The 20,153-nt window shown below is 64.4% G+C and carries 11 protein-coding genes, 1 tRNA gene, 1 other RNA gene, 3 pseudogenes and 1 riboswitch; of the genes and pseudogenes, 7 read left to right on the top strand and 9 right to left on the bottom strand.

Annotation, left to right across the window (positions count from 1 at the left end):
• Positions 1 to 276: 276 nt before the first annotated feature.
• Both ACFFN1_RS01175 and ffs read right to left on the bottom strand, forming a co-directional pair.
• Entirely contained in the window at positions 277 to 1,914 is a 1,638-nt protein-coding gene (locus ACFFN1_RS01175; RefSeq protein WP_376837819.1) for a L,D-transpeptidase, read from the bottom strand.
• Between the two features lie 355 nt (positions 1,915 to 2,269).
• Positions 2,270 to 2,365, bottom strand: an RNA gene (ffs, locus tag ACFFN1_RS01170) — signal recognition particle sRNA small type.
• Positions 2,366 to 2,448: 83 nt separating this feature from the next.
• Positions 2,449 to 2,554, top strand: a riboswitch (TPP riboswitch).
• Here ffs and ACFFN1_RS01165 point away from each other — a divergent pair.
• Positions 2,543 to 3,247 (top strand): TenA family protein, encoded by a 705-nt coding sequence (locus tag ACFFN1_RS01165; RefSeq protein WP_376837817.1) that lies wholly within the window; start codon positions 2,543 to 2,545, stop codon positions 3,245 to 3,247. It overlaps the preceding riboswitch by 12 nt.
• A gap of 44 nt (positions 3,248 to 3,291) precedes the next feature.
• Here the strand turns inward: ACFFN1_RS01165 and ACFFN1_RS01160 are convergent, their stop codons facing one another.
• The gene (locus ACFFN1_RS01160; RefSeq protein WP_376837815.1) at positions 3,292 to 4,887 is read right to left on the bottom strand and encodes a peptidoglycan recognition protein family protein; all 1,596 of its coding nucleotides are present in this window, start codon (positions 4,885 to 4,887) and stop codon (positions 3,292 to 3,294) included.
• 261 nt (positions 4,888 to 5,148) lie between these two features.
• Between ACFFN1_RS01160 and ACFFN1_RS01155 the strand changes: the two genes are divergently transcribed.
• Positions 5,149 to 5,233: transfer RNA gene (locus tag ACFFN1_RS01155), tRNA-Ser, on the top strand.
• Positions 5,234 to 5,390: 157 nt separating this feature from the next.
• Here the strand turns inward: ACFFN1_RS01155 and ACFFN1_RS01150 are convergent.
• Positions 5,391 to 6,458, bottom strand: a pseudogene (locus ACFFN1_RS01150) (MFS transporter); the annotation flags it as partial.
• A gap of 58 nt (positions 6,459 to 6,516) precedes the next feature.
• Positions 6,517 to 11,379: a DEAD/DEAH box helicase gene (locus tag ACFFN1_RS01145; protein WP_376837813.1), complete on the bottom strand. Its 4,863-nt coding sequence runs from the start codon at positions 11,377 to 11,379 to the stop codon at positions 6,517 to 6,519.
• A 123-nt stretch (positions 11,380 to 11,502) separates the two neighbouring features.
• Here ACFFN1_RS01145 and ACFFN1_RS01140 point away from each other — a divergent pair, with 123 nt between their 5' ends.
• From ACFFN1_RS01140 to ACFFN1_RS01130, 3 genes are all read left to right on the top strand, one after another.
• Positions 11,503 to 12,198 (top strand): DUF1345 domain-containing protein, encoded by a 696-nt coding sequence (locus tag ACFFN1_RS01140; RefSeq protein ID WP_376837811.1) that lies wholly within the window; start codon positions 11,503 to 11,505, stop codon positions 12,196 to 12,198.
• Between the two features lie 402 nt (positions 12,199 to 12,600).
• Positions 12,601 to 13,257 carry a hypothetical protein gene (locus ACFFN1_RS01135; RefSeq protein WP_376837810.1) on the top strand — a complete coding sequence of 219 codons (657 nt, stop codon included), beginning with the start codon at positions 12,601 to 12,603 and terminating at the stop codon, positions 13,255 to 13,257.
• An 84-nt stretch (positions 13,258 to 13,341) separates the two neighbouring features.
• Complete coding sequence (locus ACFFN1_RS01130; protein WP_376837808.1) at positions 13,342 to 13,929, top strand: peroxidase-related enzyme; 588 nt, start codon at positions 13,342 to 13,344, stop codon at positions 13,927 to 13,929.
• Between the two features lie 58 nt (positions 13,930 to 13,987).
• On the opposite strand, the gene ACFFN1_RS01125 is transcribed toward ACFFN1_RS01130, so the two are convergent.
• Positions 13,988 to 14,236, bottom strand: a complete 249-nt coding sequence (locus ACFFN1_RS01125) for a hypothetical protein (protein WP_376837806.1) — start codon at positions 14,234 to 14,236, stop codon at positions 13,988 to 13,990.
• A 26-nt stretch (positions 14,237 to 14,262) separates the two neighbouring features.
• Positions 14,263 to 14,844 carry a phospholipase A2 family protein gene (locus tag ACFFN1_RS01120; RefSeq protein WP_376837804.1) on the bottom strand — a complete coding sequence of 194 codons (582 nt, stop codon included), beginning with the start codon at positions 14,842 to 14,844 and terminating at the stop codon, positions 14,263 to 14,265.
• A 170-nt stretch (positions 14,845 to 15,014) separates the two neighbouring features.
• On the opposite strand from ACFFN1_RS01120, the gene ACFFN1_RS01115 reads away from it, so the two are divergent.
• The gene (locus tag ACFFN1_RS01115; RefSeq protein WP_376837803.1) at positions 15,015 to 16,340 is read left to right on the top strand and encodes an ISL3 family transposase; all 1,326 of its coding nucleotides are present in this window, start codon (positions 15,015 to 15,017) and stop codon (positions 16,338 to 16,340) included.
• A 654-nt stretch (positions 16,341 to 16,994) separates the two neighbouring features.
• On the opposite strand, the pseudogene ACFFN1_RS01110 reads toward ACFFN1_RS01115, so the two are convergent.
• Positions 16,995 to 17,201, bottom strand: a pseudogene (locus ACFFN1_RS01110) (integrase core domain-containing protein); the annotation flags it as partial.
• Between the two features lie 113 nt (positions 17,202 to 17,314).
• Here ACFFN1_RS01110 and ACFFN1_RS01105 point away from each other — a divergent pair.
• Positions 17,315 to 18,914 (top strand): annotated as a pseudogene (locus ACFFN1_RS01105) (IS1634 family transposase); the annotation flags it as partial.
• On the opposite strand, the gene ACFFN1_RS01100 reads toward ACFFN1_RS01105, so the two are convergent.
• A protein-coding gene (locus ACFFN1_RS01100) for an IS3 family transposase (RefSeq protein ID WP_376837801.1) occupies positions 18,825 to 19,966 on the bottom strand; the annotation gives its coding sequence in 2 pieces (ribosomal slippage) (positions 18,825 to 19,699 and positions 19,699 to 19,966; 1,143 coding nt in all). The pseudogene ACFFN1_RS01105 and the gene ACFFN1_RS01100 sit on opposite strands and share 90 nt — an antisense overlap.
• Positions 19,967 to 20,153 lie beyond the last annotated feature (187 nt).

The following is a 20,153-nucleotide window of genomic DNA, read 5'->3' as shown; positions in this document are numbered from 1 at the left end:
GCTGCCGAGCCGCGGCTGCTGAGCCGCGGCTGCTGAGCCGCACTTGGCGGGGCAGCAGCCGCGCCCGGCGGACAACAGCACCCCACGCCGGCACGGATCACAGCACCCGGCACACAACAGGGCCCAGGAGGACATCCTCCTGGGCCCTGTTCATCCGCGCAGCCGCGCACCTGATGTTATGCAACCGCACGAGCCGTCACACAGCGAGCCTCAATCCAGCAGAGACCACATCCAACAGAGACCACATCTAGCAAGACCACATCCAGCAGAGACCGCTCAGTCGAGTGCGGAGAGCTCCTTCCAGTCCTCCCAGTCGTAGACCCAGTCGGAGACGTCGGAGGCATCCGTCGACAGCGAGACCGAGGATCCCTGCACGATGACCGGGTCGCCGTAGATCGCGGTGTCGTAGTACTCCTTGGCGCGTTCATTCGTGAGGTTGATGCAGCCGTGGGAGACGTTCGCCGAGCCCTGCGAGCCGGCCGACCACGGCGCACCGTGGATGAATTCGCCGTTGTTGTGGATGCGCACCGCCCAGCGCACCGGGGTCGAATAGCCCCAGCGCTCCGAGGTCATCGTGTAGTTCGCCGCCTTCGACATGACGATGTGCGTGCCGTTGTACGACGGGGAGCGCGGAGCGCCGAGCGAAGCCGGGAAGTCCATGACCGTCTCGTCACCGCGGGTCACCACCATCCGGTGCGTCTTGGCATCGGCGGTCGTCGTCTGCTCGCGGCCGATCGAGAAGTCCAGCGAGACGTCCTTCTCGCCGAAGCGGGTGTCGGAGAACGGCACGTCCTCAAGCGCCATCTGCACCTTGACCTTGGAGTGCTCCGGCCAGAACTCCTTGGGCCGGTAGTGCACGCGCGAGATCCCGTCGGTGTCGTAGAGCCAGCCCCACGAGCCTTCGACGTCGATCTCCTTGCCGTCCTCGTCGGTGACCTCGACGGAGAGCCGGTGCTCGATCTCATCGCGGTGCGACTCCGGCACAGTGGCACCGATGTTCACGATGATCGGGGCGGCCACGCCGACCTCCTGATCGTCGCCGATGACGGTGAACACCCGCGCCGAACGGCCCTGCGGTTCGGTCGTCGTGATGGTGCCCGAGGCCTCGTGCTCGCCGCCGTCGGGCGCGATCGTCTTCGCCGTCCACTCGTAGGTGGCGCTGCCCGCCAGACCGTAGTCGGAGACCCACCGCGTGCCCTGCGGCTCGGCGGATCCGGAGGAGTCGTCGCCCTCATCGGAGGCATCGTCGTCGTCAGCTTCGTCGGTGGCGTCGTCAGCCGCGTCGCCTTCAGCCGCGTCGCCGTCAGTCGCGTCGCCGTCAGTCGCGTCGCCGTCAGTCGCGTCGCCTTCTGCCGCGTCGCCGGCGTCTTCGGTGCTGTCGGCGGTGCTGCCGCCGGCCTGTGCTTCGGCGTCCGCGCCCGAGGTGGCCGGCGCCTCGTCGGATTCCGTTTCCTCGGCATCGGGGTCGCCTGTCTCTGCGTCCCCGGCATCAGAGTCGCCATCGGTGCCGTCACCATTGTCGTCGCCGCTGTCGGCATCGGAACCGTCATCGAAGGTGCCGGCGACGGTGACCTCGGGGTGATCGGCATCGGTGACGGTCACCTCGGCGAACTCGCCACCGGTGACGGTGAGGGCGAAATGACCCGTCGGCGAGATCTCAAGATCGGTGCCCGAGGCGCTGGCGGCATCCCCGCCGGCAGCGGCATCGGTCGCGTCATCGGAGCCCTCGTCGGCGGCCGCGTCGTCAGCGTCGGGATCCTCGACAGCCGAGACTGACACCTCGGGAGCGGGATCCGGGGCCTGGCTGGGCGTCTCCGCGGACCCGCGCTCCGTCTCGGTGGGGGAGCTGCAGGCAGCGAGAGTGGCTGACAGCGCAATGGCGAAGCCGACGGCGAGGGGATGACGACGAAGCACGGTTGAACCTTTCTCATTCCAGCTGCCTGCGGCCTCCATCGGCGGCAGGTGATCGTGATCTGCGGACCTGCGAGCGCGGACACGAATCAGAAGGACAGCTCAAATATAGGGCGCACGATATAACAGCTAGAGCACAAACGGGCCAGCCGATCCGCGTCATCTCGGGGAATGTAGGCGGTGACCAGCGCTAACAACTGTTAGCGATGTTGCGCAATTGTGATAGCGGTTCTTCGGCAGGCGGCCGCGCGGCGCGCGGATCGGCGCGCACAAGCCGAAATCGCGGGTTCGGAGAGCTGTCACCGAGCCCCTGCCGAGGCAGCGGTTGAGCCCCCGCATGGGGGAAAGACAGAGGGGAAAGAAGGACTCCCCGCGCACCCGCCAGAGCTCGCTTACCCTTGCTGCCTTCCGGCCCTGGGGGAGTTCACAAGATGACGCCGCACGGGGAGCCGCATAACAGTCTAGTCCAGGCGGCGAACCGAACCAAAAACGCCGGAGCCGGCCACCGCCTCGGGCGCGGGAGATGGGCTACAGTGAGGGTGTTGACAGGGGAGCGCCCGAGGTGGGCGCTGAGAGTGCAGATGCAGACCCTACGAACCTGATCCGGGTGATACCGGCGGAGGGAGATCACATGACATCGACGAATCCTATTCAGACGACGCTCACCGTCGCCCCCGACTCACCAGTCGGCCGGCTGCGGCTCGGACGCTCTGCCGCGCAGTGGGATGCTGCGGTCGGTCACCGCTTCGTGGACGAACTGTTCGCCGGCAGCATCGACGACGGCGTGCTGGCTGGCTACCTCGTGCAGGACTACCAGTTCTTCGACGCCTTCCTCTCGATGCTCGGCGGCTGCGTGGCCCATGCCGACCGGCTGGAGTCCAAGCTGCGCTTCGCCGCCCAGCTGGGCATGCTCGCCGCCGATGAGGACGGCTACTTCCAGCAGGCCTTCACGCAGCTGGGCGTGCCTGAGGAGCAGTGGCGGGACCCGGAGCTCTCGCGCGCGGCTGCCGGCTTCCAGTCCGAGATGTACGACGCGGTCGCGCAGGCTGAGTATGCCGATCTGCTCGTGATGCTTGTCATCGCCGAGTGGCTCTACCTCGACTGGGGTGAGCGCGATGCCGAGCTGCCAGAGCGCTATGTGCACTCCGAGTGGATCGAGCTGCACCGCGGTGAGGCCTTCGCCTCGTGGTGCCAGTTCCTCGTCGATGAGCTCAACCGCGTGTGGCCGGCCGCCGAGGCCGCCGGGCGAGCCGCGGAGCTCACCGCCCGCTGGGAGCGTGCCGTAGCGCTGGAGCTCGACTTCTTCGACGTCACCTACGAAGGCCACGCGGACTGACGAGCCGTGTGACCGCGGCCGGCTCCTCCGAACCTGTGCGCCGCTCAGGCGCTGCGGTCGGCGGCTCCAGGCTGCAGACCGCTGTCCGCCTCCTCCTTCTTGCCGTCCTCGGACGTGCCGTCCTTCGACTCGCCCTTGGGCTTGTCGTCCGACTTCTTGTCCTTCTTCTCCTCGTCCTTCGCGACCGGACCGCCGTTCTTCTGGATCTCGGCGATGTCCTTGCGCATCTGCGGCAGCTTCGCGTAGAACGCATCTCCAGGGCAGTCGGTGGAGCCGAGGTCGCGGTGGCCGGAGACCGTGCTGATCTCGCGGTCCTTCAGCTTCGTCTTTGCATCACCGCCGACACCGGACAGCGACAGCTTCCAGGCGATCGCATGATTGACGGCGTCGATCGTCTTCTGCGGCGGGGCCTCCTTGTTGTAGGTGCCCATGACGGAGATGCCGAAGGTGCCCTCGTTGTAGCCCATGACATGGGCGCCCACGGTGTTCTTCTCCAGCCCGCCGCCGCGGCCCTCCCAGAGCCGTCCGTACTTGTCGGCGAGCATGTTGTAGCCGATGTCATCCCAGCCGCGGCCCTGCTGGTGGTAGTGCTGGATGCCGCGCAGGATCGCCGGCACGTCCTCAGCCGAATAGTCATTCGATCCGCTGGTGTGATGGACGACGGCGGCCTGCACCTTCTTCGTCTCGTCAGGCTTCTCCGCCGGCTTGGCCGCACCCCAGTCCTTGCGGGTGCGGATCTCCGGCTTCTTGACGTCCTTCTTCTCGTCCTTGCCGACGGTCTGCGTCGCGGCCTCACCAGGTGCGTAGGCCATCGTCGCCGCGCCCGAGGCGGTCCTCGCCGAGGCGCCCGCCTGGCCGGTGCCGGGCACCTCGGTGATCTCCGGCGCCTCGGGAGCGGGCTGCTCGTCCTCGGTCACCGAGATGTTCGACTCCACGGCAGCGGCGTCACCGGCCCAGCGCTTGGGATCGATGCTGAGGATCCGCGCATGCTGCGGCACGGCATCGCCGAGGATGCGCACCTGCGCGGCGTCCATCCCGGCCATCGAGAACGGTTCGGTGCCGGACTCGCCGCCCTGGGCGGGGTCGTTGTCGGTGTCGAGACCCGACCACGCACTCCACTCGCCGCCGGTGCGGGTGCGGATCTCGACCTCGGCGTCGTCCGCGCCGCCCCACACCACGCCGATGATCCCCGGCGCGTCGTCAGCGGGCTCGACGACACCGGACAGGGCGGCGATCGTGCGGCCGTCCTCGGTGATGTCGGAGGCAGAGCCGTGGATCGCATCGCCTGCCGGCTCGGCAGCCGGGGACGCTGCTCCCGCTGCCGAGGTGCCGGCCGGCGTGGCAGGGTAGGCCAGGGGCTGTGCCGCGGCCGTGCCGCTGGAGCCCGGGGCCGGTGCGCGCAGCAGCGAGGGCAGGAAGGACATGCCGGTCGCGTTCTGCTGCGCCGAGGAGGCTGCAGCAGCCGAGCGGCCACGGGCACCAGGGAGCCCGAGGCCGTCTTCGCTGATGTCGGCGAAGACGATCTCATTCATCTCAGGCGCCGGGTGCTTGCTGGATGCGGCGATGGACGGGGCGAGCCCGAGGCTGGTCAGCATGCTGGCGGCGACCGCAGTCGCAGCCGCAGAGACGATATAGCGCATATATGCCTTTCAGGGAAGGGGAAGACAGGCATTTCGGTGATGGCCGACGCTGGCTGCGCAGAACTCACCGTGTGCCACTATGACATGCTCAGGCGCAGATGTCTTCATCGACGACACGGTTGGGCAGGAGTCGTTGCCGAATCGAGTTGTTTCCCAGCGGTGTGCTCGTGCGGTGGTGGGCCGATGCTGCGGTGCAGGTATCTGCCTGGCGGCGGGAGCCTCGATTTCGCTTAGCGTTCGGCTTCCGGTAAGATTCTCTGCGGAGGATTCGCCTAGCGGCCTATGGCGCACGCCTGGAACGCGTGTTGGGTTAACGCCCTCAGGGGTTCAAATCCCCTATCCTCCGCGTTCGGCAAGGCCCCTGACCTGGGTAAACAGTTCAGGGGCCTTCGTCGTGCACCCGGGGCTGGGCGGCAGGAATCCGGGGTGGGTAAATGCTCAGAAGGCGCTGCCGCAGCAGCGCCCCTTGGTGCCGAGCTCACACTGCGGCCCCGGTACTCGCGGTCCTGGAAAGCGTTGCGGGGAACAAAGCACAGCAGCAGCGCTGCGATGAGTGCGGTCACGCCGCAGATGCTCCACACCGTGAAGTACCCGGTCAGCGAGCCAGCGGTGCCTGTCTCGGGTACGCCTGCCTCAACCGTGCCGGTGACTTCAGCGAGGCCGTGCATGAGGGCGAGGCCGAACACTGCTGAGGCGATCGCTCCGCCGACGGTCTTCACCGAGTTCGTCAGCCCCGTCGCAACCCCGGTCTGTGTAGCAGGGGCTGCCGAAGCGGCTGCCGCAGGGAGTGCCGCAACGAGCGCACCAGACCCGACCCCGGCGATCATGATGTTTGCGATCACCTGGCCGTAGGCGTCGTGGAATGGCAGGAACAGCAGGTAGCCGACGCCGACGAGGCAGGCGGCGCCGATGAGTGTGAGTCGCGGGGTGGTGAGCTGCGCGATCTTCGGGAACAGCAGCGCGCCGGTGATCATGCCGATGAGGTACAGGCCGATGAGGAGCGAGGTCGCGAAACCGGTTGTGCCGAGGCCGTAGCCGTACACCTCCGGGTCGGTCCTGGCGAACGTCGACAGCGGAGCCTGCGCACCGAGCACGCTCACACCGAACAGTCCCGCGGTGAGGAACACGGGGGCGAGTGCGGGTGAGCGGAACATGCGCACGTCGATGAGCGGGTCCGGGTGCTTCAGCTCGACAAGCGCGAACGGCACGAGCAGCAGCACACCGAGGATCGTGACGCCCCACGCGAGCGGATCAGCAGGGCCGCCCAGGCGCATGAGGCTCAGCCCGCCGGTGAAGGCGATGAGTGCGATGGAGACGAGCGTGAGACCGACAGGATCGAGCTTGCCACCTGCCTGCAGCGCTGATTCGTCAATGCCGAACTGCACAACGAACCAGCAGGCGGCGACGAAGAGGGCGGGCACAAGAAGCACGATCCACAAGGGCAGCGTATCGACGAGCTGCCCGCCCAGCAGCGCACCCGAGATCGCGCCGGATTCGAGCGCTGCGACCAGAATGCCCGCCGATTTTGCGGTGGACGTCGGGTGAGGAAACGGCGCCCGTAGTGCCGACAAGACCGCCCGGAACCTGTCGTGGAGCTGGCTCCGGAGGACATCTGCGACTGGCGCGTTGTCAATCTCCGAGCCCGGGGAGGCTCTCGGTGATCTCCACGGTGCGGACGGAGACGGTGATGACCTTCTGCAGCAGGTCGAGGATGTAGCGCGGATTGCCGTGCTCGATGCCCCATTGGTTCGGGTCGTTCACGATACCCGACGCCGTATCGGTCGTCACCTGGTACTGGCGCATGATCCATTCGATCGCGCTGCGCGAGCCGAGCTGGTAGCGGTACGCCTCTTCTGGGATACCGCGGACCGTGATGTTCGGGTTGACGATGATCGAGCCAGGAGCGTCGACGGCCCTCTTACCTGTCGGGAAGCGCATCTTCTGAACTCTGTAGTGCTCCGCCTCGGCGTCCGCACCACCGAGTGGAAGCTGCTCCCCACCGACGACCTCAAGCGGGTAGAGCTCCGCGTCTTCGTAGTCGGCGTGGAGGTGGAACAGCTTTCGCCCGGCTGATGTGAACGCTGTGAACGACTTCGCAGGGACGTTCGGCACGCGGGGCAGCATCTGCTTGAGCTCCCCGGCGTAGCGCTCACGGTACTCGGGCGAGTGGAGGAGGCCGTAGATGAAGAAGAAGATGTCGTCCTTCGTGACGGTGTCCCCGTAGCGCTCCTGCATGAGACGGTGGAATTCGTCGTTGATGTTGTCGACGCGCCGGTACCCGTCGATCACCTCACCGTCGAGGTCGAGGGCGAGGGTGCCGCCCTCGAGGGGCTCCCACCGGTAGCGGGGGAAGAACTGGCCGCCCTTTCCGAAGAGATCAAGACAGGGCACATGCCGCGTGGCCAGGCAAGCGAAGGGGTTTCCAGCGGTGATTCCATTCACATAGAACCCGTAGTTGTCATGCTCCGCAGTGGGGAAATAGCGGCGTGCAACCGCTGGAAGATAGACGAGCCCGTCGGAGTGGTCGATCCGCTGGGTGTTGAAGGGACGGTAGAGGCTCGTCGTGGTATGTCCTGCCTGCCGCGTGATCGGCTTATCCTTCGCCAGGCGGTCTCGGAGAGAGCGGTTCCACTTGATGAGTGTGCTGTCAGTCGTGACGATGCCGACGGTATCGGCGCCTTTGGGATTCGTGAGGCGCTGCTGCTCTGCATGGTCGCGGAACCTCGCACGTTCGGCCTCGTAGGTCTCGACGAACCGCAGGAGGTTCTCGTCGAGAGCGGTGTTCGAGGAGTTGTAGACCCACGCATCGCGGTTTGTCTGGAGCCCTGCGCTGTACCCGTCGAAGACTCGGGCTCCGTCCTTCAGGTCGCCGCCGAGAATGGGATAGGTCAGATAGTCCTCATCGCGCTGGTTAATCCAGTCGCCGTACTGGTTCGGCTCGATCTGACGCCAAGGGACGGTTTCGAGGGAAGCGTCGGCGATGATTGCGAGCTTCTCCTCGGTGCTCAAGTAATCGCCGATATCTCGGTAGTAGATCGTCGCCGGCCCGTCGTTCTGCTTTGTGCGGACAAGAATATAGACCGCGACTCCTACCCGGACATCAAATACGTTGCCGCCTTCTTGCTTTGCTTTCTGGCCAGCAGTCCGGGAATTTCCGCGCAAGTTGAACACATAGATCGAGGAGTACTCCTCAGCCAGGGTCTTACGCACACCTGCGGCTGTATTGCCTTCGATCCAGCCTCCGTTCGTCACGAACCCGATGACGCCTTCCTCGCCGATGCGATCGCTTGCCCAGCGGATCGCACGCATGTACGAGTCGTAGAGGCTGTTCTTGTTTACTGCATCTGTGCGTGCGGCGAAGGTATCACGGACCCTGGCATCGAGAGTCGGGTACTTGACGTTGGCGTTGTCGTCATTGCCAGACGTCTGCCCCACCGAGTAAGGCGGGTTCCCAAGGACGACCTGGATGTCGAGCTTCTTCTGTGCCTCGGCACGGGTGTTGTTCGTGGGGAAGACGACCTCGTCCTGGAGGTCGCCGTCCTCGGTCAGCTGGAATGTGTCTGTCAGCACGATGCCGTCGAAGGGCTCGTAGGCCTCGGCATCGAGCTCAACCCCGTGGGCCTCGGCCTGGAGGTCATGGAACGTCGTCTCGATGTTGATAGCCGCGATGTAGTACGCGAGCAGCAGGATCTCATTCGCGTGCAGCTCGGATGCGTACTTTCGCGCCAAGTCCGCAGACGTGATGAGACCGGACTGAAGAAGGCGGACGATGAACGTGCCTGTGCCGGTGAACGGATCGAGAACGTGGACGCCTTCGTCGCTGATCGATCTGCCGAACTCCTGTTTGAGGACATCGTTGACCGACCGAATGATGAAGTCGACGATCTCGATGGGTGTGTAGACAACCCCCATCGCGTCGGCGGCACGAGGGAAGGCGTTCTTGAAGAAGCTCTCGTAGAGCTCCGTGATGATCTTCTGTTTGCCCTCGGCGTTGTCGATCCCAGCGGCCCGCAGGCGGACCGAGTCGTAGAACTTCTCCAGGGACTCTGCCTCGGCGTCGACGTGCATCGCGGTGAGAGAATCGACCATGAGGTCCATCACCTTTGAAACCGGGTTGCTCTCCGTGAAGGCGTACTCTTCGAAGAGCGCGTCGAAAACCGGCTTGGTGATCATGTGCTGTGCAAGCATCTCGATCGCATCATCGCGCGTGATCGACTCGTTCAGGTTTCGGCGCAGCGCATCGAGGAACACCTCGAACTGCTCAGAAGCCGCAGTGTCCGGATTCTCGACCAGCGTCGTGATGCGGTCGATGTGTGCCTTTGCGATGACGGCGATGTCTTTGGCCCACTGATCCCAGTAGTGCCGGGAACCGACCTTCTTGACCATCCGCGCATAGATCGCGTTGCGCAGGTCCTCCATCTTCGACAACCGCAGGTTCAGCGCTGCCTGCGTGTATGACCCCGCATCAGCATTCGCTCCGGCAGCACCTCCGGACTCGTCGTCACCGGGGAATCCGACGCCGATGACGTCGATCTTGTCGTCGCGGCCTTTGTTGAGTTCGACCTTGTTGACCATCGCGTCGAAGCGCTCGTCGTGTGCGCGCAGCGCCTGGAGGACGTCCCAGACGACTTGGAAGTTCTTGTTGTCGTCCAGCGCTTTCTCCGGGGCGACGCCGGAGGGTACGACGACGGGCAGAATGATGTACCCGTATTTCTTGCCTGTCGCCAAGCGCATGACACGTCCCACCGACTGCACGACGTCGACGACGGAGCGGCGCGGATTGAGGAACATGACCGCATCGAGTGAAGGAACATCGACTCCTTCGGAGAGGCAGCGGGCGTTCGAGAGGACGCGGCACGTGTTTGCATCCGTGTCTTTCTTGAGCCAGTCGAGCAGCTCGGTCCGCTCCATCGCGTTCATCGACCCGTCGACGTGCTTCGCCTCGACGGAGAGGAGGTCGTCGGCTTCATTGTCCTCGCAGTTGTCGATGAAGGTGGAGACGACCTCGGTGAACTGCGCGGCGACGCGCTTGGAGGACTTGATGTCCTTCGCGAACGCCACGGCACGGCGCATCGGCTGCGGGTCCGCATCGAAGGAATGCTCCGCATCACCGTGCTTGGCGAGTCCATTCCAGCAGCCGATGAGCCGGGTCGCATCATCGATGGTGAGCTCGCCGTTGTGTGCGAATGCCTCCTGCATCGCCTCGGTCACAGATTCCTGGTTCACTGTGAGGATGAGGACCTTGTAGTCGGTGAGCATGCCCATCTGCACGGCGTCGCCGAAGCCCAGGCGATAGAACTCGGGACCGTAGACGTCCTCGTCGTCCATCGACGCGAGCACAGCCTGTGCCTTGCCGGCCTTCGCCTTCGACGCATCGTCATAGATCCGAGGAGTCGCTGTCATGTAGAGGCGCTTCGATGCTTTGAGGTAGTCCTCATCGTGAACGCGCACAAAGGCGGACTCCTCGGTGCCGGCGAGTGTGGCGCCTGTGGTGCGGTGCGCTTCATCGCAGATGACAAGGTCGAAAGGCTCCAGCCCGGCGATCTTCTGTGCCTCGGCGACGACGTCGATCGACTGGTAGGTGGCGAACACGACGCGCATGCTGTCGCCGCTGGCACGGCTGTCCTTCATGCGTTCGGCGAGACGCTGCGGGTCCGTCGTGGCAGGCAGCGCCAGGTCGACAACGGAGATCTCAGGGGTGTCGGTGTTCGTCTTCCGGCCGCGGGAGGCCTTCGGGTCCGAGCACACGGCCAGCGGGTCGATGCCCAGCTCCGTGTTGTTCATCCATTCGCGCAGCGCCTGTGACAGCAGTGCGATCGAAGGAACGAGGAACAGCACGCTGCCGCGCTGCTTCACGAACTCCTCAGCCAGACGCAGGGAGGTGAAGGTCTTGCCGGTGCCGCAGGCCATGATGAGGCGGCCGCGGTCATGCGTCTTGAACCCATCGATGACCCGGTCGACAGCCGTGCGCTGATAGGGGCGCAGATTGGAGGAGCCGGTCAGCTCGAGGACGGTGGGTGTGGCCGAGCTGAACAGGTCCCAGTTGATGGCCGACTGTTCGAAGTCGTTCAGGCCGATGCGGCGGACCGGGATGTCCTGTTCCCGGATCGCCTCCTCGGCGTTCGCGCCCCACTGGGTTGTTGTGGAGACAATAATGCGCTCACTGAAGCCGCCGCGGCCGGATGCTGCGAGGAACGTGTCGATGTCGCTCTTCGATATGCGCTTCTGCGGATCATAGAACTTGCACTGAATCGCCGTCTTCCCGCCGTCTCGCCTCTCTGCCACGAGGTCGATGCCGGTGTCCGGTCCCCAGCGGTCCGGCCACTGGTCCCACATCCAGACCTTTGTGAACTGCTGCGACCAGATCGGATCGGTCTGCAGGAACGACTGGGTGAATCGCTCGAACCGGGTGCCCTTGTCCGTTTCCGATCCGGGGGCGTAGTAGAGCTCATCGAGCAGCTTCATCGCTGAGGAAGACGATTCGGAGACCATACTCCACATCCTATTCACCGGGAGCACTCGTTCCTAGGGCAACGCGCTCGGCAGTGCAGAACGTTTCACCCCGCTGGCTAGACTGTGCTCAGAGCAGAATGCGAGCCGAGTGAGGGCAAGCCGTTGAAGACTGCGACCGACGTCACCCGCTATTCCATCTCCAACCTCGTCGCCATGGTCGTCGCCTCCGTCGTCGTCATCGGGTCGGGACCGGATCCGACTGCCGTCTCCGTACTCTCACAGGTGCTCATCCAGTTCTATCTGGTCTTCTGGATCCTCTTCGCCGGCACCTACATCTTGTGGACGACGATCGTCTACCGCTCGCTGCGCGGCTCTGCGCTCGCCGTGCAGATCCGCCGCGAGGTCGCGGTGCAGAAGCGCTGGTGGGTGCGCGCGCTCGGCTTCGCCGGTTCCACGAACTTCGCCATCACTGCTGCGATCTTCGCCATCTTCCTCACCGTCGTGCTCGCCCAGACCGAGGTGGTGCGCCAGTCACCGACGTACCTGATCCTCGGCCTCGTCTCTGTGGCCGCCTCGTGGGCCTTCATGGTCTACTCCTTCGCAAGCGGATATATGCACCTCAATGTGCCTGCCGACGCCGGGCAGCACATCCGGTTCCACAGCGAACCGCCCGAGGAGTTCGACGACTACCTCACCTTGTCGGTGCTCGTCTCGACGATGGCGGTTGCCCTCTCCGCCGACATCCGTTCGAAAGCCGCGTGGAAGAAGGTGCGCGCCAATGTCATCATCGGCTTCGCCTTCAACTCCCTTGTGCTGGCGATGATCGTCTCGGTCGTCATCTCCGCGCTGTCGCGCTGACGGCACTGACGCTGCTGACCAGCCGACCGTCTGCCCGTCATCGCCCCGGCCGCATCCGTTGTGCCAGATCTGGCCCAAACCGCCTCAACCCAGTGCATCGGCAGCCGTGCAGCGGTAGCCTCAGCCCCAGAACAGGTGCAGATCGGAAGGTATGAGATGACGAACCCGCCCAATCCTCCGTACCCGCCGGGCCAGCCTGAATCTCACGGGCTCACAGGCTCCCCCCGGGCACGGCCAGCCGCAGTACGGCGACCCGCGTCCGCACCCGCAGCAGCCTCCTCGGGAACGGCAGCACCCGCCGCAGGTGCCCCACCCGCAGCGGCAGGTCGACCGGTCGCCGGGCCCACCCCAGCTGACCGCAGCCAGCCCAGCTGGCTGTCCGATGTCGGCCGCTGTGTGGGCATGGCGGTGGTGTGGCTCGTCATCGCCACATTCACCGTCATCGGTGTCCATTTCCGATTCGTCAAGACCGACAATATGGTGATCATCACACACACCGAGGTCGTCGCAGCGCTGTTCGCCGGGATCACCGGCGCGCTGACTCCCATGGCGTTCATCGGCACCAAACGCGTTGACGGCGGTGTGCGCTTCACCGGGCTCACCTCGATGCTCGCCGTCGGCGCGGTCGCCGTCGCAGTGCTGGGTGTCATCGCCGCAGTGATCTGGCGGCCGATCGTCGGTGCAGAAGCAGTGCCGGGCAGCCTCTACGATCAGCTGTTCTCCAACCCGCTGTCGGTGGTCACCATCTTCTGCTTCCTCCTCGCCATCACAGCCGGCGGGCTGGCCACGATGATCCCGATGGCAGCGGGAGCCTTTCCCACGGCAGTGCGCATGATCGGGCTGGTGCTGTGGCTGGGGATTCTCCTCTCCTCGATGTTCATCGCGGTCGCCGTCTTCGGTGCGCCCTCGACTGCCCTCCAGCTCTTCCTCTGGTTCATCGCTGCCGTCCTGGCGATGGCGGCGCTGATTGCGGTGGGGCTGCTGATCCAGCGGTCGCGCCGCGTCAAGCAGGTCGCATGGCCGTATGAGGGACGGAAGCCGCCGCATCGGCAGCGGTGAGGCTGGGTGGTACCGAGGCCTCGGGTGCCGGGAGGCCTAGGGTGCAGTCTGTTGCTGGGCCGGCGGAGCGCCTATCGTGAGGACATGACGCACACCACAGACCGCTATCCCGCCGCCGAACTCACCGACCTGCCCGAGGACATCCGCGCCCGCATCGAGGAGGTCGGTCAGCAGACCGGCTTCGTGCCCAATGTCTTCATCCATCTTGCCCGCCGGCCGGCAGAGTTCCGGGCGTTCTTCGCCTACTACGACGCGCTCATGCAGAAGGACACCGGCAAGCTCACGAAGGCCGATCGCGAGATGATCGTGACCGTCACCTCGGCGGCTAACAAGTGCCTGTACTGTGTGGTTGCCCACGGGGCGATGCTGCGGATCTTCGAGAAGGACCCGTTCATCGCTGATCAGGTTGCGCTGAATTACCGGCATGCTGATCTGCCCGCGCGGCAGACGGCGATGCTCGACTTCGCGATGAAGGTGCAGCAGACCCCGTGGCTCATCTGCGATGACGACTTCGCGGAGCTCGCCGCACACGGCTTCGACAATGAGGACGCCTGGGACATCACTGCGATCACCGGGTTCTTCGGACTGTCGAACCGGATGGCGACCGTCACCGGCATGACACCGAACCCGGAGTTCTACCTCATGGGCCGGGTGCCCCGCGACAAGCGGTGAGTGGCACTCGCGTGCCGCACCCTCTATACGCCGTCTGAGCTGCTACGAGGGCCAGGCCTCAGCTCCTGTCCGCATTGGTAGGCGGTGATGAGGCGCTGGGCTTCAGCGATTCTGATCGCCGACTCGACGCGATGAGTGCGCCTGCCCAGACTAGCCCCCAGACCAGCAAGACGAACCCGACTGCAAGAACGAGCAGGGCATTGACACCGATGCTGATCCAACCATCGTCGGTGCTCATCGACCACACAAGGAGCGCACCTCCCGACAACAGTGCAATGACCGCCGCCGCAATGACGACCTTCAGCATGAGCGGAAAGCTCCGCGCAACGGCTATCATGAGCGATCTCCCTTTCCCTTATAGTGACTCTTTCCGAACGCTCGCACGAAGTGGTAATAGATCGAAGCGGTTCCAATGCAGTCCCGGCTTCGCGTTCCAGGGGCTGTGGACTTCCCATACTTCTTATGGCAGATCCTGTTCATATTATGCCGAAACGTGCTGTCGCAAGATTTGCGTGAAGTTTTCGACGATGCTGAATAGCAGCGATCGTGAGTGTCGCATGCTGGCTTGAAAATGCGATCGTACTTACCTGTGAGGACTTTAGAGAGCTTAGGGGTGGAACATCCGTTCGGCTTTGAATGGAGAATGGCTGAGTTTTCGCCTTCCTCGTATGCCTGACGAAGCCGTGCTTCAGATATATCACCTTGATATCCGGCATCTTTGAGTGCGTTCTGGAGGTCGGTGAGTGCTTCTTGATCGACTTCGTTGTGGGTGGCCGAGTGGCCGGCCGAGGGAGTTGCAATTGCGAGGGAAAACGCCAGTACAGCGGCGAGCGAGATCGCTAGTGCAATGGTGGAGAGCGTGACTCTGGGGTGAATGCTGTTCATGCGGTTCTCCAGGTTATTCTGCTTGGTCATCGTGACCTGCATGGGGATGGAATCGGAAGGCGAATGCTAGCTTACCATACATTCACGGCTCTTCAGAGTTGAGTGTGGGCACGCTGATCGGGCAGGGGTGTTGGGGATAAGTATCGAGGTCCCTGATGATGAGCGGACATCTACCCGCGCTGATCTCAAGGACCTCGACAATGCCCCATCCTACGTGTTCTTGCTCGACATCTCTGGACCGTTGCAGTCGCTGCGATGTCCTCCTCGGCCTCCCCGGACTGCACCTGACCGACGTCGATGCCACCGACGAGAGCGTGGTCCTCGACATCGAGGCCTGCGGCCCGCTGACCGGTTGCCCCGGTTGCGGCGTCATCCCGACCGGCCACGGACGCATCACCGTGACCCTGATCGATGCTCCGTCCGCCGGCCGTCCTGCCCGCTTGCGATGGCGCAAGCACCGCTGGATCTGCCGGGAGTCTGCCTGCCCGGTCGTGACGTTCCTCGAGCAGAACACGCAGGTCGCCGCCCCGCGCGGCCTGCTGACAACCCGCGCGGTGTCCTGGGCGATCCGTCAGCTGCGGTATGAGAACGCCTCCGTCCAGGGACTGGCCCGCCAGTTGGGCACGACGTGGAACACCCTGTGGTCCCAGATCCGGCCAGTGCTCAACACCGCCGCTGATGATCCGGCACGGTTCGACGGCGTCGAGGTTCTCGGCGTCGATGAGCACGTCTGGCACCACACCGATCCGCGCCGGCGCGGACCCAAGGAGCTGACCGGCATGGTCGACCTCACCCGCCACCAGCACCGAACCGCGCGTCTGCTGGATCTCGTCCCGGGACGCTCAGCAACGGTGTACAAGGACTGGCTCACCGCACGCGGGCCTTCCTTCCGCCAAGGTGTGCAGGTTGCGACGCTGGACCCGTTCCAGGGATACAAGAACGCGATCGATGACCAACTCGACGACGCCACCTGTGTGCTCGATGCTTTTCACATCGTCAAGCTCGCCACCAGCGCCGTCGATGACGTCCGCCGTCGTATCCAGCAGCAGACACTCGGGCACCGGGGCCGGAAGGGCGACCCGCTCTACGGCATCCGCAACCTTCTGCGGGCCGGCCGAGAACGCCTCACCGAACGACAACAGAAACGGTTGCAGGCGGCCTTCGTCGCGCATGAGGATCATGTCGCTGTCGAAGTCGCCTACCAGTGCGCGCAGGACGTGCGTGACATGTTCCACCAGGACACTCACGCTCAAGGGCGCAGGCTGGCCACCCGCGTGATCGAGGCCTTGCCGACGTGCCCGATCCCAGAGATCGCCAGACTGGGCAGGACGCTGCGGAAATGGAAGACGACAATCCTGGCGTACTTCGATACCGGTGGTGCCAGCAACGGTGGCACCGAGGCGGTCAACGGGCTCATCGAGCTGGGCAGGCGGATCGCTCGCAGGTTCCGCAACCTCGAGAACTACCGACTACGAATGCTCCTCATCGCTGGCGGCCTGGACGCCTCACCCCACACTCAACTCTGAAGAGCCACATTCACCTTGGCGCGGGTTGTAAGTATTACATTAATACATATCTATATTGGACCTGACTTGGCTCAAATGGGTGCGATATAGATCATATTGACACTGTGACCTGCGGGTTTGGGTTGTGAAGTGCTCGAATTCCTGACTAATCGGGTGGTTAGGGTGGCGGTAGGCTGTGGGATATGCCACTGCCGAGGATCCGTACTGTGCCGACTGCTTCGGGGGCGACGGCTGTGCAGGTGATCTGGCGGTATGTCGGGAACAGGCCTGTGCTTGATCATGTGGGCTCGGCGCATTCGGATGAGGAACTCGCGTTGCTCATCGCTGAAGCGCAGCGTCTGATCGATGGTGATCAGCTGGCCCTTGACATCGGGAGCCCTGGCGCGGCGGTGTCTGCGGGGACGGGGTCGGTGGATAATCCGGTGGAGGTTTCGGCTGAGCGGGCTGGTTTTCTGCTGGATGCTATCCGTGGGGCGTTCTGCCTGCTCGGGCTCGATGCTGCTACTGGTGGTGACAGTGTGTTCTATGACCTGGTGGCAGCGAGGATCATTCATCCTGGCTCGAAGTTCGAATCAATCGAAACTCTTGCTGAAGTCGGTGTGCAGTCAGCGTCCTACGCCACAATCAAACGCTGCTTGCCTTGGGCCGCCCCCTTCATTCGGTCCGGACGCTCTGTGAGTCGTCGGTTTCGATTTGATGGGTGCATTGCTGAGCGTACTCGATTGGGGGTAGGTAGCCGAGCGAGGAGTGCCGGGGGTGATGGTTGTACTCGTCTTTCCAGTCGCCGATCACGACCTGCGCGTGCAGCAGCGAGTAGAAGCTGTTGATGTTGAGGCACTCGTCGCGGAGCCAGCTGTTGAACCTGACTTGGCTCACGGTTGTCTTGGTTTCGGTGCTTCGGTTTCGTGACCTGGAGCTTTGCTTGTGATTTCGTGCTTTTTCACGCACTAACGGGGGTCGTTTAGAGTCGTGGGATGGTGTTCATCCGGCGGGTCCGCACGAAGTCCGGGGCGACTGCGGTGCAGGTGGCTGAGTATTCGCGCGGTCGGCAGCGCATCATCAAGCACATCGGGTCGGCGCATACCGAGGCCGAGCTCGGGGTTCTGCTGGCCCATGCCAGGGGCTGGATCGATGACGGGCAGCAGACGCTCGATATCGACATCGGGTTTGCAGAGATGCCCACTCAGTCGCTGGTTGAGGAAAACGGTGGGCAAGCCGCGCTGCTCGACCCTGAGCCACCTGTGGCAGGGCGTGCTCCTGCCGGACGAGTGGCGGCGACCCCGGGCCGGGATCTTGCGGGAGGTGCTGACTGCGGCATATCGGCAGTTGGGATTCGACCGGGTCGACGACGCGGTGTTCGGCGACTTGGTGGTGGCCCGGATCGTGGAGCCGACGTCGAAGCGCGACGCGCCTCGGGTGCTGCGCGACCTCGGGTTCGACGCTGTCAGCTACGCCACGATTAAGCGGAGCCTGGGCAGGATCCAGGAACAGGACTATCGGGATCAGATCGCGAAGGCCTGCTTCGCCTACAGCGCCGCCACCACGGGGCTGTCGCTGCTGCTGTATGACGTCACCACCTTGTATTTCGAGGCGGAGAAGGAAGACTCCTACCGCAAGGTCGGGTACTCGAAGGAGCGCCGGGTCGATCCGCAGATCGTCATCGGGCTGCTCGTCGACCGGACCGGGTTTCCCCTGGAGATTCGCTCGTTCGAAGGGAACAAGGCCGAGACGCACACGATGATCCCGGTGATCAAGGCTTTCCAGGACCGCCACAACGTGGCCGATATGGTAGTGGTCGCCGATGCCGGAATGCTGTCGGCGAAGAACCTGCAAGACCTCGACGACGCCGGCTTGCGGTTCATCGTCGGGTCGCGGCAGACGAAGGCGCCGCAGGACCTGGCGAAGTACTTCCACTGGCACGGCACCCACCACGAGGACGGGCTGACCGTTGACACCATCACGATGCGGCGGTCGGCACCCGATCCGGACCAGGTGCCGCGCCGGGCCGAGCCGGTGTGGGACCCCGAAACAGACACCGACAAATGGCGGGCCGTCTGGCAGTACCGGCGCAAGAGAGCGCTGCGGGACCAAGCGACGCTCAATCAGCAGCGCAACCGAGCGATCGCGATCATCGACGGGGAACGGGCACCGAAGAAGGCCAGGTTCGTGCGGGAGAAAGGCGGGAAGAAAGAACTCGACGAAGCCTCCTACGCACGAGCTATACAGCTCGTCGGTTGGAAGGGATACTCATCCAACATCCCGGCCAGCATCATACCGGCGGCAGAGGTGGTGTCGTCCTACCACGACCTGTGGCACGTCGAGCAATCGTTCCGCATGTCCAAGACCGACCTGGCCGCCCGGCCGATCTTCCACCGAGTCCGCGAATCGATCGAAGCGCACCTGACCATCGTGTTCGCCGCCCTGGCGGTATCGCGCTACGTCCAGACCCGCACCGGGCTGGCGATCGGCAACATCGTCAAGCGCCTACAGCCGCTGCGGTCGGCGACGATCGAGATCAACGGCACCCAGCAGACCTTCCCGCCCCACATCCCCGCCCAAGAAAAAGCCATCATCGACGCGATCATGAACAGCAAACTCACGCACTAACAAAATGAGCCAAGTCAGGTGCAGCAGCGAGTAGAAGCTGTTGATGCTGAGGCACTCGTCGCGGAGCCAGCTGTTGAACGACTCGACGTACCCGTTCCGCCACGGCGAGCCCGGTGGGATGTAGGACAGGCCGGTGCGGGTGCCTGCCCAGTCGGCCATCGCTTCGCTGATGAACTCCGGCCCGTTGTCGGACCTGAGCACAGCGGGAGCGCCGCGGACGGCGACGAGATCCTCGAGGTGCGCGGTGAGCCGGTCGGCGGTGATCGACCGCTCGACCAGCCCGCCGATGCATTCCCGGGTGTGCTCATCGACGATCGAGCAGATCTTGATCGGCCGGCCCTGCTCGTCGGCGTCGAACTGGAAGTCCACCGCCCACACCACGTTCGGCGCGTCCGCTGTTGCGGGGTCGACGGTCGAGGACCCGACGCGTTTGCGACGCCGCTGCTGCGGGACGCGGAGGCCCTCGTCACGCCAGAGGCGTTGGATCTTCTTGTGGTTCACGACCCAGCCCTCGGCGCGCGCATCGTGATACGCGCGTCGGTACCCGTAACGGGGGTGTTTCTTCGCCCAGGCACGCAGCCAGTCCCGCAACGCCCGGTCCGGGTCTGTGGTCGTGTCGCCCTTGAGCGGCCGCCGGTACGCGGAGCGGGACAGCCCGACCAGACGACACGCCATCCGTTCACCCACCTGCAGTGTCCTGATCAGGTGAGCGACGGCGGCGCGGCGCCTGCCCGGGCCTAGAAGTTTCCCTCAGCCAACTCCTTGAGCGCGGCCTTCTCCAACTCCGCCTCGGCGAGCAGCCGCTTGAGCGTCGCGTTCTGCTTCTCGAGCTCCTTCAGGCGCTTCGCGTCGTCGGCCTTCAACCCGTACTGGTTACGCCACCGGTAGTACGTCTGCTCGGACACCCCGAGCTCCCGGCACACCGCCGCGACATCCGCGCCGTCGGAGAGCATCCTGTCGGCCTGCCCGAGCTTGCGGACGACCTGTTCCGGGGTGTGACGCTTCCTGCTGTTCGACATGTCTGACCAGTCTCCCTGCCCGAACCCTCGGGCGACAGGACGACTCTCAGAACCACCGGACCTACGAAACGGGGTCAGCCCAGAGGGCCTCCGCGTCCCGCAGCAGCGGCGTCGCAAACGCGTCGGGTCCTCGACCGTCGACCCCGCAACAGCGGACGCGCCGAACGTGGTGTGGGCGGTGGACTTC

This window comes from Brevibacterium otitidis, assembly GCF_042429315.1.
In the GTDB taxonomy this organism is placed as follows: domain Bacteria; phylum Actinomycetota; class Actinomycetes; order Actinomycetales; family Brevibacteriaceae; genus Brevibacterium; species Brevibacterium otitidis.
This window is presented reverse-complemented; position numbering and strand designations above follow the sequence as displayed.